Raw genomic sequence first — 13,657 nt, forward strand, 5'->3', positions numbered from 1 at the left:
TCGTTTACGGAGTGCTCAAGTCAGGACTGCCATATGACCCGAAACTTGCGCTTGCCCGGTGAGGCTCAAGACGGTATCTACAGTTGACCGAGTCGCCACTCAGGTTGCGGGGCGAATGCTGTTAATCAACGACTGCAACGAATAACCCAACTGCGGCGCCAGCGCTTCGGCCCGCTGGGTCAGCGCCTGCATGTCCAGCGCCTGATCGAGATCCGCCGGAACGATCAGAATCACGTTGCCCTCCTTCACCGGCAATTCCCAGTAGTGCCGGTGATAGAGCCCGCGCAACAACGCCGCGCCCAGTGGCTTGCCATCGTCGGTGGCCCACTGGTTGATCACCAGCCAGCCGCCCGGATTCAGGCGCTTCTGACAATCGCCGAGAAAACTCCAGGCCAGATGCCCGACACCGGGACCGACATCGGTATAGAGGTCGACGAAAATCAGATCCGCCGGCTCGGCAGTCGGCAGCAATTCCAGCGCATCGCCGACGCGGATGTACAACCGCGGATCATCATCCAGACCGAGATACTCGATGGCCAGGCGCGGCACGTCCGGGCGCAGTTCGATGGCTTCGACGTCTTCGAGCGGCAGAAACTTCAGGCAAGCCTGGGTCAGCGTGCCCGCGCCCAAACCGAGAAACAGCGCACTCTCCGGCTGCTCGTGGCACAGCGCGCCGATCAGCATCGCGCGGGTGTAGTCGTACTCCAGCCAGCTCGGGTCGGCGGTGAACACGCAGCTCTGCTCGATCGCATCGCCGAATTCGAGAAAGCGGTAATCGGCCACTTCCAGCACGCGAATCACGCCGAACTCATCCTGTACTTCGGCGAGCAGATGCTCGACGCGCTCCTCAGTCATTTCGTCTCCTGATGGTCACCGGGCGCGGTGACGCGATGGCACCGCTGTGGCGCCGTGGCAAAGCGGCGATTGTCGGCGATGGGGCGGGAGCAGGTCACGCACTAATTGCTGCTAACATGGCGCTTCCCTGCGTACGAACTTCGAGACCGTGATGAGCCAACCGTGGAGCCCTGACAGCTGGCGCGCCCTGCCGATCCAGCAACAACCGCAATACCCCGACGCCGCGCACCTGCGCCAGGTCGAGCAGACACTGGCCAGCTATCCGCCGCTGGTGTTCGCCGGCGAAGCGCGCGAGCTGCGCCGGCAGTTCGCCGAAGTCACCCAGGGCCGCGCGTTTCTGTTGCAGGGCGGCGATTGCGCGGAAAGCTTCGCCGAATTCTCCGCCGCGAAGATCCGCGACACTTTTAAAGTCTTGCTGCAAATGGCGATCGTCATGACCTTCGCTGCCGGCTGCCCAGTGGTCAAGGTCGGGCGCATGGCCGGTCAGTTCGCCAAACCGCGTTCGGCCAACGACGAAACCATCGGCGGCGTGACCCTTCCGGCCTACCGTGGCGACATCGTCAATGGCATCGGCTTCGACGAAAAGAGCCGCGTGCCAGATCCGGAGCGATTGCTGCAGTCCTATCATCAATCCACAGCGACCTTGAACCTGTTGCGCGCTTTCGCCCAGGGCGGTTTTGCCGACCTGCATCAGGTGCACAAGTGGAACCTGGATTTCATCGCCAACTCGGCGCTGGCCGAGAAGTACAGCCACCTCGCCGACCGCATCGATGAAACCCTCGCGTTCATGCGCGCCTGCGGCATGGACAGCTCGCCGCAACTGCGCGAAACCAGTTTCTTCACCGCCCACGAAGCGTTGCTGCTGAACTACGAAGAAGCCTTCGTCCGCCGCGACAGCTTGACCAACGATTACTACGATTGCTCGGCGCACATGCTGTGGATCGGCGACCGCACCCGCCAGCTCGACGGCGCACATGTGGAATTCCTGCGCGGGGTGAACAACCCGATCGGCGTCAAAGTCGGCCCGAGCATGAACCCCGATGACCTGATTCGCCTGATCGACGTGCTCAACCCGGACAACGATCCGGGCCGCTTGAACCTGATCGCTCGGATGGGTGCGAACAAGGTCGGCGATCATCTGCCGGCACTGATCCGCGCGGTCCAGCGCGAAGGCAAGCAAGTGCTGTGGAGCTCCGACCCGATGCACGGCAACACCATCAAGGCCAGCAGCGGCTACAAGACCCGTGACTTCGCGCAGATCCTTGGCGAGGTGAAGCAGTTCTTCCAGGTGCACGAAGCGGAAGGCAGCTATGCCGGCGGCATCCATATCGAGATGACCGGGCAGAACGTCACCGAGTGCATCGGCGGCGCGCGACCGATTACCGAGGATGGCTTGTCCGACCGTTATCACACCCACTGCGATCCGCGAATGAACGCTGATCAGTCGCTGGAATTGGCTTTTTTGATTGCCGAAACTCTGAAGCAAGTCCGCCGCTAGACCGCGTCGCCCCGTTCGCGAGCAGGCTCGCTCCCACATTTGCAATGCGTTTCCCTGTGGGAGCGAGCCTGCTCGCGAAAGGGCCGGCTCAGGCAACCTCAATCCGCGCCAATGCCACCCGCAACCGCCCCGCACTCTCGCGCTGACAATTCAACTGCACCCGCTCAAGCCCCAGCCAACCCGACATCCGCCGCAAATTCAGCGCCAGCGCCAGCATGCCCTCCTCGTCCAGCCCCGGTTCTTCCTCGTGCACCGCATGCACCGCCAACTGCCCTGCCGCCCGTTCGGCGCGAAGGTCAACCCGCGCGGCGATCCGCTCGTTGTGCAAAAACGGCAGCACGTAATAGCCGTAAACGCGCTTGGGCTGCGGAGTGTAGATTTCCAGGCGATAGCGGAAATCGAACAAGCGCTCGGTGCGGCTGCGCTCCCAGATCAGCGAGTCGAACGGCGACAGCAGCGCACTGGCGATGACCTTGCGCGGCACTTTGGGCTCCGGCAGGCAATAGGCGATCTGCCGCCAGTCGGCGACTTCGCACATCTGCAATTGCCCCGCTTCAACCAACTCAGCCAGACGCGGGCGCGCATCCGCAGGGCTCAGGCGAAAGTAATCACGCAGGTCTTTTTCCGTACCAACGCCCAATGCTTGCGCCGCATGCAACAGCAAACCGCGTTGCGCCTCGGCCTCATCCGGCTCGGGCTGCTGCAGAATCGCAGCAGGAATCACCCGCTCGGGCAAATCGTACAAACGCTCGAAACCGCGTCGCCCCGCCACTGTGACTTCACCGGCGGCGAACAACCATTCCAGCGCGTGTTTCTCGGCACTCCAGTCCCACCATGGCCCGGCCTTGTCTTCGCGGGTCGACAGACTGCCGGCGCCGAGCGCGCCCCGCTCCTCAACCGCAGTCAGCACGCGGCGAATGGTTTCCTGTTGTTCGCGACCAAACCTCGCCAATTGCTGATAGATGTCTTCGCCACGCTTGGCGCGTTGCATGCGCCAGCCCAGCAACGGGTACATCGCCAGCGGCAACAGCGACGCTTCATGGCCCCAGTATTCGAACAGCGTGCGCCGACGCCCCGAACTCCAGGCAGCCTGGTCGAGCAAGTCAGAGGGATAGCAACCGAGACGGGAAAACAGCGGCAGGTAGTGCGAGCGCACCACGGCATTGACGGAATCGATTTGCAACAGGCCGAGGCGGTCGATCAGCCGGTTGAGATGGCCGGCAGTGACGGTCGGCGGCTGGCGCCCGTTGAACCCTTGGGCGGCCAGCGCCAGACGTCGCGCCTGTTTGAGGGAAAAGGACACTGTCGCGGGCATTTATTCCTCCATGTCTGCTCGCAACCTACCTCACCTGAAAGGGGTTTGTGTAGCGATAGCCTCATCATTTATGCATCGGGTCGTCCCAGAACGGCCGCACGGTTTCATGCTCGACATCGGCGCGGCTGATGCCGATGTCCTTCAGCGCCTCATCGCTCAGACCGGCGAGCATTTCCCGTTCGCGATGCAGCTCATACCAACGGCTGAATTTGTGCAGCAGATCGGACACGATATGGCCGTGGCCGGCCAGCTGTTCTTGGCTTGCATACTCTCTTTGACCTTTCATCGTCTTGCCTCCTTTTGTGGATGGCTCAAGTTTCGCGCTGGCGCTAAGATCAATCCAACGAATGTTTCTGATGGCATGCATCACGGAGATTCATCAATTGTCCGCCTACCCCAGTATCGATACCGATGTCCTGCGCACCTTTGTCGCGATTGCCGATCAGGGCGGTTTCACCCGTGCCGGCGAGATGGTCAACCGCACCCAGTCGGCGGTGAGCATGCAGATGAAACGCCTGGAAGAAGACGTGTTGCAGCGCCAGCTGTTCGAGCGCGATGGCCGTCAGGTGCGGCTGACAGCCGAAGGCCAGGTGCTGCTCGGTTACGCGCGGCGCATTCTCAAACTGCACAGTGAGGTGTTCAACACCCTGCGCGAGCCGCACATGGTCGGCACCGTGCGCATCGGTACGCCGGATGATTATGTGATGCGTTTTCTGCCGGGGATCCTGTCGCGGTTTGCGCAGTTCTATCCGCTGATCCAGATCGAGGTGCATTGCGAGTCGAGCAAGCAGTTGCTGCAACGCACTGATCTGGATTTGTCGATCGTCACCCGTGAGCCGGGCAACGAGATCGGCCAGTTGCTGCGCAAGGAGCGCTTTGTCTGGGCCGAGGCGCAGAACTTCAGCGCCCACGAACAGACGCCGCTGCCCCTGGCGATGTTCAACAGTGATTGTTTCTGCCGCCTGTGGGCGTGCAATGCGCTGGACGCGATGGGCCGCGATTACCGCATCGCCTACAACAGCAGCAGCCTGTCGGCGCTGATGGCTGTGGTCAGCGCCGGGCTGGCGATCACCGCGCAACTGGAGAGTCTGATCACCCCGGACATGCGCATCCTTGGCGCCGCCGAAGACCTGCCACTGTTGCCCGAGGCGAGCATCATGCTGATCCGCAATCTGAACAACCCGTCGCCGATCACCGAGTGCCTGGCCGAGCACATCGTCGAGGGCTTCAAACTTTAAACGCGAGCATCACCGCACACAGCACCAGAAAGCCGCAGAACATCCCGCGCAGGAGTTTTTCCGGCATGGCGTGGGCAATTTTCACGCCCCAACTGATGCTGAGCAGACCTCCGACCGCCAGAGGCAGGCCGATCATCCAGTCGACTTCGTGGTGCACCGCATAGGTCACCAGGGTAACGCCAGTGCTCGGCAGGGCCAGCGCCAGCGACAATCCTTGAGCAACCACTTGGCTGGTGCCGAACAGGCTGGTCAGCACCGGCGTCGCCACCACTGCGCCGCCGACGCCGAACAAACCGCCCATGGTCCCCGAGGCGGCGCCGAGCACGCCCAGCCACGGCCACGAATAGCGCATCTCGGCAGTCGGCGCTGGTCGTGGGCCGAACATCTTCAACAGGTTGTAGGCCGACAACGCCACCAGAAAGGCGACAAATCCGATGCGCATGGTCTGCGCGTCGATGCCCACCGCCCAGATAGAACCAAGCCAGGCAAAGCAGAAACCCATCACCGCCAACGGCAGCGCGTGGCGCAGTTCGATGCGATTGCGCTGGTGATAACGCCACAGCGCCAGCATCACGTTCGGTACCACCATCACCAGCGCCGTGCCTTGGGCGATCTGCTGATCAAGCCCAAACCACACGCCAAGCAACGGAATCGCAATCAAGCCACCGCCAATGCCAAAGATCCCGCCCAATGTGCCAAGGGCGGCGCCGAACAGCAGGTACAACAGAAATTCCATCACAACGGTAATCCTCTAACGACAGGCGGCCAATGCTACGCACTCGCGCCTAGCGGGGAAACGCATAGCAGCGCACAATGGCTATGCCGATTTTGCACAAGCGTGATTTCCATGAATCCCAACCAATTGACCGATCAGCTCGGCCTGTTTCTCGATGTGCTGGAGAGTGGCAGCTTTTCTGCCGCTTCGCGCCGCCATCCGCTGACGCCTTCCGCCGTAGCCCGGCGCATCGATAGCCTGGAAAGTGCCGTCGGCAGTCAGCTGTTCGTACGCAGCACCCATGCCGTGCTGCCGACTTCGGCCGGCCTGGCCTTTGCCGAGCGGGCGCGACGGATCATCGCCGAGTTGCAACTGGCGCGGGCCGAAGCGGTGTCGTTGAGCAGCGCACCGGAAGGCCTGATCCGCATCGATGCGCCAGCAGCCTTCGGGCGGCGGCATCTGGCGCCGGTGATTGCCGATTTTCTCCTGCTGTATCCGGGACTGGATGTGCAGATGCACCTGATCGACAGCTTCAGCGACATGGCCGGCAGCAGCCTGGGCAAGGTCGATCTGGTGCTGCGTACCGGCCAGTTGGCTGACTCGCGCCTGGTCGCCACGCCATTGGCGAGCATGGTCCGCGTCGCCTGCGCCAGCCCTGACTATCTCAAGCAGCGTGGCGTGCCAGATCACCCGGCGCAGTTGAGTGAACACGACGGGCTCGACTGGGAAGGCCTTGCGCCGCCCTTTGCCTGGAAATTCGAAGTGGACGGGCAAATGCAACTGCACCGGCCATCGCGGGTACGCCTGAGCGCCAACAATGCCGAAGCCCTGGCGTGTGGCGCGGCGGCGGGTCTGGGCGTCGCACACTTGCCGACCTGGCTGGCCAGCGAATACTTGCTGCGTGGCGAACTGGTGCCACTGTTCTGCGAAAACGGCCTGCCGCCGCCGGAGTCCACCGGTATTTACGCGCTGCGCATGGAACAGCAGGTCCATTCGCGCAGTCGGTTGTTGCTGGAATACCTGAAAACCCGCTTCAGCCCGGTGCCTCCATGGGATCTGGCGCTGCAACGGCAATTCGCCCGGCACTGACGCCGGACATATTTATCTGGCGCCTTAAAGATTCGAGCGCTAGATTAAAAAACGATCAACGATCAACGATCAAGGCTTTGACAATGACTTGCGAACGCGACAACTGCGACGACCTGCTGCTCGACAATCAGGCGTGCTTCGCCCTGCACTCGACCTCGCTGATGATGACCAAGGTCTACAAGCCGCTGTTGCAGGCGCTGGGCCTGACCTATCCGCAGTATCTGGCGATGATGGTGTTGTGGGAGAAGGACGGTCTGACTGTCGGAGAAATCAGCGCACGCCTGCTGACCGATCCGGGATCGCTGACGCCATTGCTCAAACGCCTGGAAGCCGAAGGCCTGCTCAGCCGCACCCGCAGTCGCGAAGATGAGCGAGTGGTGATTGTCGAACTGACCGCAGCGGGCCGCGCCTTGCGCGACAAGGCGCAGACCGTGCCGCAGTGCATTCTTGGCGCCAGTGGCTTCACCCTTGAACGTCTGCAGAAATTGCAGGCCGAGCTGCAAGCGCTGCGCGGACATCTGCAAGACAGCCTGAATTAAGCCCCGCTACATTCCCCTGTGGGAGCGAGCCTGCTCGCGAAAGCGTCCGATCAGACAGCGAGTCGTTGGATGTTCCACCGCCTTCGCGAGCAGGCTCGCTCCCACAGTGATTTCAGCGCCAACAAAAATATTTTTCCCGCCTGCATTCCCTCGTCAAGCGCTCTAAATCAAGCCTTACCCGCCCCTTCCACGCTATGCCCTTGAGCAAAACGCCCTTTTTTTCAAAAATTTATCTTGCGCGCAAAACATTATCGCTATACATTCTCCTCACACCTACTTAGCGCGCAAACAATTAGCGCACAAAACCACAACCAAAGAGGCTCACACCATGCAAACTCTCTACACCGCAATCGCAACTTCCACTGGCGGCCGTGACGGTCGTGCGATCTCCAGCGATAACGTTCTCGACGTCAAACTGGCCACCCCGAAAGAACTCGGCGGTGCTGGCGGTGCGGCGACCAACCCTGAGCAACTGTTCGCTGCCGGTTACTCGGCCTGCTTCATCGGCGCACTGAAATTCGTCGCCAGCCAGACCAAGCGCAAGATTCCTGACGACGCGTCGATCACCGCCCATGTCGGCATCGGCCAGATCCCCGGCGGTTTCGGTCTGGACATCGATTTGCACATCAGCCTGCCAGGCCTGGAGCAAGCCGATGCGCAGTCGCTGGTCGACGCCGCTCACCAGGTCTGCCCGTACTCCAACGCCACCCGTGGCAACGTCGATGTGCGCCTGCACGTGACCGTGTAATCACTCAACCCCCCGGCCCGAACAAGGAAAAATGAACATGAACACCTTCAGCAAAGTCTTGACCGGTACCCTTCTCGCCCTGTCGGTACACAGCGCTTTCGCCGGTGATGTCGAACACAACACCCAGGCATTTCTCGATGCGCTGAATTCAGGCAGCGGCAAGCCGATCGAGCAGCTGTCGCCCAAGGATGCCCGCGCCGTGCTGGTCGGCGCGCAGTCCGGGGTCAAGTTGACGTTGCCCAAAGCCGATGTCAGCGAGAAGACCATCCAGGTCGATGGTCAACCGCTGAGCCTGACCATCGTCCGGCCGGCCGGGGTCAAGGGTGAGCTGCCGGTGTTCATGTTCTTCCACGGCGGCGGCTGGGTGCTGGGGGACTTCCCGACTCACGAACGTCTGGTACGCGATCTGGTGGTCGGTTCGGGGGCGGCGGCGGTGTTCGTCAACTACACCCCTTCGCCGGAAGCGCATTACCCGGTGGCGATCAACCAGGCCTACGCTGCGACCAAATGGGTGGCGGAACACGGTAAAGAGATCAATGTCGACGGCAAGCGCCTGGCCGTGGCCGGCAACAGCGTCGGCGGCAACATGGCCGCAGTGGTTGCGCTGATGGCCAAGGACAAGGGCACCCCGGCGATCAAATTCCAGGTACTGCTGTGGCCGGTGACCGATGCCAACTTCGACACCGGTTCGTATAACCAGTACGCCGAAGGGCACTTCCTCACCCGCAACATGATGAAGTGGTTCTGGGACAACTACACCACCGACGCCAAGCAGCGCAACGAGATCTACGCTTCACCGCTGCGCGCTACTACCGCGCAACTCAAAGGTCTGCCACCTGCACTGGTGCAGACTGCCAGCGCCGACGTGTTGCGTGACGAAGGCGAAGCCTATGCGCGCAAACTCGACGAGGCCGGGGTTCCGGTAACGTCGGTGCGCTACAACGGCATGATTCACGATTACGGTTTGCTCAACGTGGTCAGCCAGGTACCGGCGGTGCGCTCGGCGATGTTGCAGGCGTCTGAAGAACTGAAGCAACATTTGAAGTAACCACCGTCCCATTGTGGGAGCGAGCCTGCTCGCGAAGGCGTCCTGTCAGACAACATGCCGTTGAATGACACACTGCTTTCGCGAGCAAGCTCGCTCCCACAGGGTTCCGAGCGTTTCTAACAGGCACAAAAAAACCCGACTCAATGGTCGGGTTTTTTCTTTCCGCAAAAAGCAGTGCTTACTTCGCACGACCTTTGTAGGAACCGCCTTCGCGGGTATCGATCTCGATCATGTCGCCGATTTCGATGAAGTCGGCAACCGACAGCTCGGTACCGTTCTTCAGTTTGGCAGGCTTCATCACCTTGCCGGAAGTGTCACCGCGAGCGGAGCCTTCGGTGTAGTCAACCTGACGCACGATGGTGGTCGGCAGTTCTACGGAAACCAGACGCTCTTCGAAGAACACGGCTTCGCAAACGTCGGTCATGCCTTCTTCAACGAAAGGCAGAACGCTTTCGATGTCTTCGGCGTTCAGCTCGTACATGGTGTAGTCAGTGGTGTCCATGAACGTGTAGGTGTCACCGCTGATGAACGACAGGGTGGCTTCTTTACGATCCAGAATCACGTCGTCCAGTTTGTCGTCCGCACCGTAAACGGTTTCGGTCTTGTAACCGGTCAGCAGGTTCTTCAGCTTGGTCTTCATGATCGCGCTGTTACGGCCCGACTTGGTGAATTCAGCTTTCTGAACCAGCCAAGGATCGTTGTCGATACGGATCACGGTACCGGGTTTGAGTTCTTTACCAGTTTTCATTGCGAATATCCGAATTTGGATGGGATTTACAAAAATCTAGGCCGCGTATCATATCCAATTTACATAAAACTGTACCAGCGCCGTGGCAAGATCCGCCTGCAAGGCCTGTTCCAGACACCATGCTTCGGCGTTCTCCTCGAGTTCCGGCCAATGATTTCGCACCGCCAGCCAGTGCTCGCCGATCGGTTGCCCGGCACTCCACGCTCGCCACAGACCGTTCATCGCCTGCGCCGCAGCGGGTGAAAGGCCGTGAGTGTAGAGCGCGAGAAAAGCATCGAGCTTGTCCAGATGGATGTCATCGTCCTGCTGATAGATGTGCCAGAGCATCGGCCGCCCCGCCCATTGCGCGCGAACGAATGAATCTTCACCGCGTACCGCGTTGAAATCGCAGCACCACAGCAGATGGTCATATTGGTCCTGCCGGACGAACGGCAGTACCTGCACGGTGAGCGAATCGCGCACATGAATCGCGCCGACCGTCAGGGTTTCCACATTCAGCCAGCGCGCCACATCGCCGAGAATCCGCCCTTCCGGCACCAGCAGGTGAGTCGGCCGCGCATCGGCCGCCAGCACATCCAGCCAACTGGCCAACCCGGGGTTTTCATAAGCAAACAGCGAGATCAGTTGCGCGTCCGGAGCAGGATCGATACCCAAGGCTTGCAGGAAATGTCGCTGAGCCGGCCGATCCTGCTGAAACTGCCGACGCTGTTCGAGCAGTCCGCGTTCGCGCAGCAGGCCACCGGTGCCCGGTTTGAAGCCTGGAAAGAAAAAGAACTTCTGCACCGTTTTGTATTTTACCGACGGCAAGCCGTGGCAGCCGGTGACCCAGTCTTCGGCGCTGAGATAATCGAGGTTGAGCCACAGCGGTGGCGTTTCCCGTGCGGCCATGCTGTCCATGTAGTCGGCGGGCAACTGACAGGCGAAGGCGGCGATGACTACGTCGGCCGCCTCGGCGTGCAGCCACTCGCTCGGCCACTGACGCACCTCGACGCCCTGCTGCCATTGCTGCACAACATCGACATCGATCTCAGGACAGAGGCGCTCGAACGCGCGCAGATCATCCACCCACAGGCGCACCGGCAAGGCATGTTCGGCCACCAGTTGCCTAGCCAGGCGCCAGGTCACGCCGATGTCACCGAAGTTATCGACCACGGTGCAGAAAATGTCCCAGCGGGGTTTCACTTCAGGCATGCCTTTCTCCCGTTGGCAAAAAACCTCGATTGTCCGCATAAATGCACTCGCGCAGAAGAGCCGACGGCGATTAATCTTCGTGCGACAATCGCCGCTTGCCCGCAACCATCCGCCAGGAGGCCGCCATGCCCTACCGTCCGAATCCGCGTCGACCCTTGCCCGTTCAGCTTAGCGCGCTGCATCTGACCGGCAGTATTGCGCTGGGCCTGTGGCTGGGGTTCCTGGCGATTGCGCTGACCTGCTGGCTGCTTTCGCGCTTTATCTTTCCCGAGCAACTGGCCCCTGTCGCGCAAGCGGTGCAGCAGCGCGTCAGTCCGCCGGCTGTGGCGCCCGTACAGGTACAGCCGGACATTCCACCGCAAAGTCCGCTGTTCCAACAGTACGAAGAAAACCTGCGCAAGAATGAACAGCAGGCCCGACTGGATCAGGCGCGCGCCAATTCGCGTAACGCGTCCAATCCGAAATGCCAGTTCTGGCTGCAGCAGGACCAGACCGCGCCGACCGAAAAGAGCCGCGCCAACGTTTTGCAATTCTGCGATTGATCATGAACAAACACAGCGTCCACCAGTTGATTCTCGACAAGCTGCGCATCGACCTCGACATTGCCGAACGCGCCGCGCAAACCGCTTACGAAACCGCGACCCACGAAGAAAACATCGCCGAAAACAAATACGACACGCTGGGGCTGGAGGCGTCGTATCTGGCGGCGGGTCAGGCGAAGCGGGTTGAGGAAATCCGTCAGTCACTGGCGCTGTGTCAGAACCTGACGTTGCGTGCCTACGATGAAAATCGCGGCATTGAAGTCGGCGCCCTGCTCGGTCTGGAGGACGAAAAGGGTCGCGAGCAATGGCTGTTTCTGGCGCCGGATGCGGCGGGGCTGAAAGTCGACGTGGTCGGTCAGCCGATCACCGTCATCACCCCACGCTCGCCGCTGGGCAAAAGTCTGCTGGGCAAGTTCGCGGGCGATGAGGTGGAGATTCTGGTGGCGGGCACCCGGCAACAATTTGCTGTCACCGAGGTGCTCTGAAGCGGGTGCTTAGTGAACGGGCAGTTCGACGCCGTCGAACAGCTCTTCGAGCTCTTGCTTGTTGTGGCACTGAATGGCCTTGGCCATGACTTCGCGGGTCAGGTGCGGGGCGAATTTCTCGATGAAGTCGCACATGAAGCCACGCAGGAAGGTGCCACGACGGAAACCGATCTTGGTGATGCTCGACTCGAACAGCTCGCTGGCATCCAGTACCACCAGGTCGTTATCGAGTTTGGTATCGACCGCCATTTTAGCCACGATGCCTACGCCCAGGCCCAGGCGCACGTAGGTTTTGATCACGTCGGCGTCAGCAGCAGTGAACACCACTTTCGGCGTCAGGCCACGATGGCTGAAGGCTTCGTCGAGCTTGGAACGGCCGGTGAAACCGAACACGTAAGTGACGATCGGATATTCGGCCAGCGCTTCGAGGGTCAGCTTCGGCAACTTGGTCAACGGGTGGCCGTGGGGTACGACCACGCAGCGGTTCCAGCGGTAGCACGGCATCATCACCAGGTCGCCGAACAGCTCCAGCGCTTCAGTGGCAATGGCGAAATCGACGGTGCCGTCAGCGGCCATTTCGGCGATCTGCATCGGCGAGCCCTGATGCATGTGCAAGGCCACATCCGGGTATTGCTTGATGAAATTACTGATCACCGGCGGCAGCGCATAACGCGCCTGGGTGTGGGTGGTAGCGATCGACAGGGTGCCCTTTTTCTCGTTGGAGAATTCCTGGGCGATCTGCTTGATGCTTTCGACTTTGCGCAGGATCTCGCCAGCGGTGGTGATGATGCGCTCGCCGGCCGGGGTGACGCGGGTCAGGTGCTTGCCACTGCGGGCGAAGACTTCGACGCCCAACTCGTCTTCCAGCAGGCGGATCTGCTTACTGATGCCCGGTTGCGAGGTGTACAGGCTTTGAGCGGTAGCGGAAACGTTGAGGTCGTGGTGCGCCACTTCCCAGATGTAGCGCAGTTGTTGAAGCTTCATATCAATCCCTCAAAGCAGGTAGACGCCACGGGCATCAGCGACGGTATATAACTATATTAATGGTTCGAAGAATAAATCTAGAACTTTTTTATCAAAACGCCATTATTCCTGCTTCAGCGATCCTCACGCCGCCGGCGTTCCATCAGCGGCACCAGATAGACCGGCACCTTGGCCAACTGCAGGACCCGCGCCGCCGTGCGCCCCAACGGTGTTTCCGCACCGACACCATGGCTGTGACTGCCGACGATCAGCAGATCGACCGAGAGCTTGTGCACCTGTTCGAGAATCACCTGCGACGGATCGCCCTGCAGCACGCGCACCGCGCGAATGCGCTGCAGATCCTGTTCGCCGTCGTCCCCCAGTTCTTCACGAAAGCTGTCGAGCACCCGTTGTTCGATATTGGCGATGACTGTTTTCAGACCCTGACTATGGAATTCGTTCAATGCCTGTTCGTCGAGATAGCTTTGCAGCACCGACTCGGCAAACAGGCCCATGGGTTCCACCGCATGTACTACATACAGATCGGCGTTGAAGGTGCGCGCCAAGGCCAGGGCATGCTGCATCACGAACGGTGCGTACAGACCGAGGTCGGTGGCATACAGCATTGAGCGAATCATGGGACCTCCTCGCGAGCCAACGATGGCGGAGATTGATTCAGCTTA

General features: G+C 60.6%; 16 protein-coding genes. 8 read left to right on the forward strand and 8 right to left on the reverse strand.

All coding sequences use genetic code 11. The features are described from left to right. Positions 1-99 precede the first annotated feature (99 nt). Positions 100-855, reverse strand: a complete 756-nt coding sequence (locus tag PspCFBP13508_RS04445; RefSeq protein WP_039759897.1) for a spermidine synthase — start codon at positions 853-855, stop codon at positions 100-102. Between the two features lie 151 nt (positions 856-1,006). On the opposite strand from PspCFBP13508_RS04445, the gene PspCFBP13508_RS04450 reads away from it, so the two are divergent. Then, positions 1,007-2,353, forward strand: a complete 1,347-nt coding sequence (locus tag PspCFBP13508_RS04450) for a 3-deoxy-7-phosphoheptulonate synthase class II (protein ID WP_038861070.1) — start codon at positions 1,007-1,009, stop codon at positions 2,351-2,353. Positions 2,354-2,441: 88 nt separating this feature from the next. Here the strand turns inward: PspCFBP13508_RS04450 and PspCFBP13508_RS04455 are convergent, their stop codons facing one another. Then, entirely contained in the window at positions 2,442-3,668 is a 1,227-nt protein-coding gene (locus PspCFBP13508_RS04455) for a winged helix-turn-helix domain-containing protein (RefSeq protein WP_137213812.1), read from the reverse strand. A 64-nt stretch (positions 3,669-3,732) separates the two neighbouring features. Further along, positions 3,733-3,954 carry a DUF1127 domain-containing protein gene (locus tag PspCFBP13508_RS04460; RefSeq protein WP_137213813.1) on the reverse strand — a complete coding sequence of 74 codons (222 nt, stop codon included), beginning with the start codon at positions 3,952-3,954 and terminating at the stop codon, positions 3,733-3,735. 97 nt (positions 3,955-4,051) lie between these two features. On the opposite strand from PspCFBP13508_RS04460, the gene PspCFBP13508_RS04465 reads away from it, so the two are divergent. After that, entirely contained in the window at positions 4,052-4,906 is an 855-nt protein-coding gene (locus PspCFBP13508_RS04465; protein WP_172667885.1) for a LysR substrate-binding domain-containing protein, read from the forward strand. Here PspCFBP13508_RS04465 and PspCFBP13508_RS04470 read toward each other — a convergent pair. Continuing rightward, a complete protein-coding gene (locus tag PspCFBP13508_RS04470; RefSeq protein ID WP_137213814.1) occupies positions 4,896-5,645 on the reverse strand; it encodes a sulfite exporter TauE/SafE family protein in 750 nt (249 codons plus the stop codon). The genes PspCFBP13508_RS04465 and PspCFBP13508_RS04470 overlap by 11 nt on opposite strands. 108 nt (positions 5,646-5,753) lie before the next feature. On the opposite strand from PspCFBP13508_RS04470, the gene PspCFBP13508_RS04475 reads away from it, so the two are divergent. From PspCFBP13508_RS04475 to PspCFBP13508_RS04490, 4 genes are all read left to right on the forward strand, one after another. After that, positions 5,754-6,710, forward strand: coding sequence for a LysR family transcriptional regulator (locus PspCFBP13508_RS04475; RefSeq protein WP_137213815.1), 957 nt, complete (start codon positions 5,754-5,756; stop codon positions 6,708-6,710). Between the two features lie 83 nt (positions 6,711-6,793). Next, positions 6,794-7,249 carry a MarR family transcriptional regulator gene (locus tag PspCFBP13508_RS04480; RefSeq protein WP_073472431.1) on the forward strand — a complete coding sequence of 152 codons (456 nt, stop codon included), beginning with the start codon at positions 6,794-6,796 and terminating at the stop codon, positions 7,247-7,249. 328 nt (positions 7,250-7,577) lie between these two features. After that, a complete protein-coding gene (locus PspCFBP13508_RS04485; protein ID WP_007940002.1) occupies positions 7,578-7,997 on the forward strand; it encodes an organic hydroperoxide resistance protein in 420 nt (139 codons plus the stop codon). Between the two features lie 37 nt (positions 7,998-8,034). Continuing rightward, the gene (locus PspCFBP13508_RS04490; protein WP_024013773.1) at positions 8,035-9,045 is read left to right on the forward strand and encodes an alpha/beta hydrolase; all 1,011 of its coding nucleotides are present in this window, start codon (positions 8,035-8,037) and stop codon (positions 9,043-9,045) included. Between the two features lie 178 nt (positions 9,046-9,223). On the opposite strand, the gene PspCFBP13508_RS04495 is transcribed toward PspCFBP13508_RS04490, so the two are convergent. Then, on the reverse strand, positions 9,224-9,793 hold the full coding sequence (locus PspCFBP13508_RS04495; RefSeq protein ID WP_003226785.1) for an elongation factor P: 570 nt from the start codon (positions 9,791-9,793) through the stop codon (positions 9,224-9,226). A 48-nt stretch (positions 9,794-9,841) separates the two neighbouring features. Beyond that, the gene (gene earP, locus PspCFBP13508_RS04500) at positions 9,842-10,984 is read right to left on the reverse strand and encodes an elongation factor P maturation arginine rhamnosyltransferase EarP (RefSeq protein WP_137213816.1); all 1,143 of its coding nucleotides are present in this window, start codon (positions 10,982-10,984) and stop codon (positions 9,842-9,844) included. A gap of 125 nt (positions 10,985-11,109) precedes the next feature. Here earP and PspCFBP13508_RS04505 point away from each other — a divergent pair, with 125 nt between their 5' ends. Both PspCFBP13508_RS04505 and PspCFBP13508_RS04510 read left to right on the forward strand, forming a co-directional pair. Beyond that, positions 11,110-11,526: a hypothetical protein gene (locus PspCFBP13508_RS04505; RefSeq protein ID WP_016770871.1), complete on the forward strand. Its 417-nt coding sequence runs from the start codon at positions 11,110-11,112 to the stop codon at positions 11,524-11,526. A 2-nt stretch (positions 11,527-11,528) separates the two neighbouring features. Beyond that, positions 11,529-12,011 (forward strand): GreA/GreB family elongation factor, encoded by a 483-nt coding sequence (locus tag PspCFBP13508_RS04510; RefSeq protein ID WP_024013776.1) that lies wholly within the window; start codon positions 11,529-11,531, stop codon positions 12,009-12,011. 9 nt (positions 12,012-12,020) lie between these two features. Here the strand turns inward: PspCFBP13508_RS04510 and cysB are convergent, their stop codons facing one another. Then, positions 12,021-12,995, reverse strand: coding sequence for an HTH-type transcriptional regulator CysB (gene cysB / locus PspCFBP13508_RS04515; RefSeq protein WP_016770873.1), 975 nt, complete (start codon positions 12,993-12,995; stop codon positions 12,021-12,023). A 113-nt stretch (positions 12,996-13,108) separates the two neighbouring features. Next, positions 13,109-13,612, reverse strand: coding sequence for a universal stress protein (locus tag PspCFBP13508_RS04520; RefSeq protein ID WP_039759918.1), 504 nt, complete (start codon positions 13,610-13,612; stop codon positions 13,109-13,111). Between the last annotated feature and the right edge of the window lie 45 nt (positions 13,613-13,657).

It is taken from the genome of Pseudomonas sp. CFBP13508 (assembly GCF_005233515.1).
Taxonomy (GTDB): domain Bacteria; phylum Pseudomonadota; class Gammaproteobacteria; order Pseudomonadales; family Pseudomonadaceae; genus Aquipseudomonas; species Aquipseudomonas mercuritolerans.

What these genes read in the sequence shown, in the direction of transcription:
- PspCFBP13508_RS04445 (WP_039759897.1), bottom strand. Translation starts at nt 855, where the DNA reads ATGACTGAGGAGCGCGTCGAGCATCTGCTCGCCGAAGTACAGGATGAG.
- PspCFBP13508_RS04450 (WP_038861070.1), top strand. Translation starts at nt 1,007, where the DNA reads ATGAGCCAACCGTGGAGCCCTGACAGCTGGCGCGCCCTGCCGATCCAG.
- PspCFBP13508_RS04455 (WP_137213812.1), bottom strand. Translation starts at nt 3,668, where the DNA reads ATGCCCGCGACAGTGTCCTTTTCCCTCAAACAGGCGCGACGTCTGGCG.
- PspCFBP13508_RS04460 (WP_137213813.1), bottom strand. Translation starts at nt 3,954, where the DNA reads ATGAAAGGTCAAAGAGAGTATGCAAGCCAAGAACAGCTGGCCGGCCAC.
- PspCFBP13508_RS04475 (WP_137213815.1), top strand. Translation starts at nt 5,754, where the DNA reads ATGAATCCCAACCAATTGACCGATCAGCTCGGCCTGTTTCTCGATGTG.
- PspCFBP13508_RS04480 (WP_073472431.1), top strand. Translation starts at nt 6,794, where the DNA reads ATGACTTGCGAACGCGACAACTGCGACGACCTGCTGCTCGACAATCAG.
- PspCFBP13508_RS04485 (WP_007940002.1), top strand. Translation starts at nt 7,578, where the DNA reads ATGCAAACTCTCTACACCGCAATCGCAACTTCCACTGGCGGCCGTGAC.
- PspCFBP13508_RS04490 (WP_024013773.1), top strand. Translation starts at nt 8,035, where the DNA reads ATGAACACCTTCAGCAAAGTCTTGACCGGTACCCTTCTCGCCCTGTCG.
- PspCFBP13508_RS04495 (WP_003226785.1), bottom strand. Translation starts at nt 9,793, where the DNA reads ATGAAAACTGGTAAAGAACTCAAACCCGGTACCGTGATCCGTATCGAC.
- earP (WP_137213816.1), bottom strand. Translation starts at nt 10,984, where the DNA reads ATGCCTGAAGTGAAACCCCGCTGGGACATTTTCTGCACCGTGGTCGAT.
- PspCFBP13508_RS04505 (WP_016770871.1), top strand. Translation starts at nt 11,110, where the DNA reads ATGCCCTACCGTCCGAATCCGCGTCGACCCTTGCCCGTTCAGCTTAGC.
- PspCFBP13508_RS04510 (WP_024013776.1), top strand. Translation starts at nt 11,529, where the DNA reads ATGAACAAACACAGCGTCCACCAGTTGATTCTCGACAAGCTGCGCATC.
- cysB (WP_016770873.1), bottom strand. Translation starts at nt 12,995, where the DNA reads ATGAAGCTTCAACAACTGCGCTACATCTGGGAAGTGGCGCACCACGAC.
- PspCFBP13508_RS04520 (WP_039759918.1), bottom strand. Translation starts at nt 13,612, where the DNA reads ATGATTCGCTCAATGCTGTATGCCACCGACCTCGGTCTGTACGCACCG.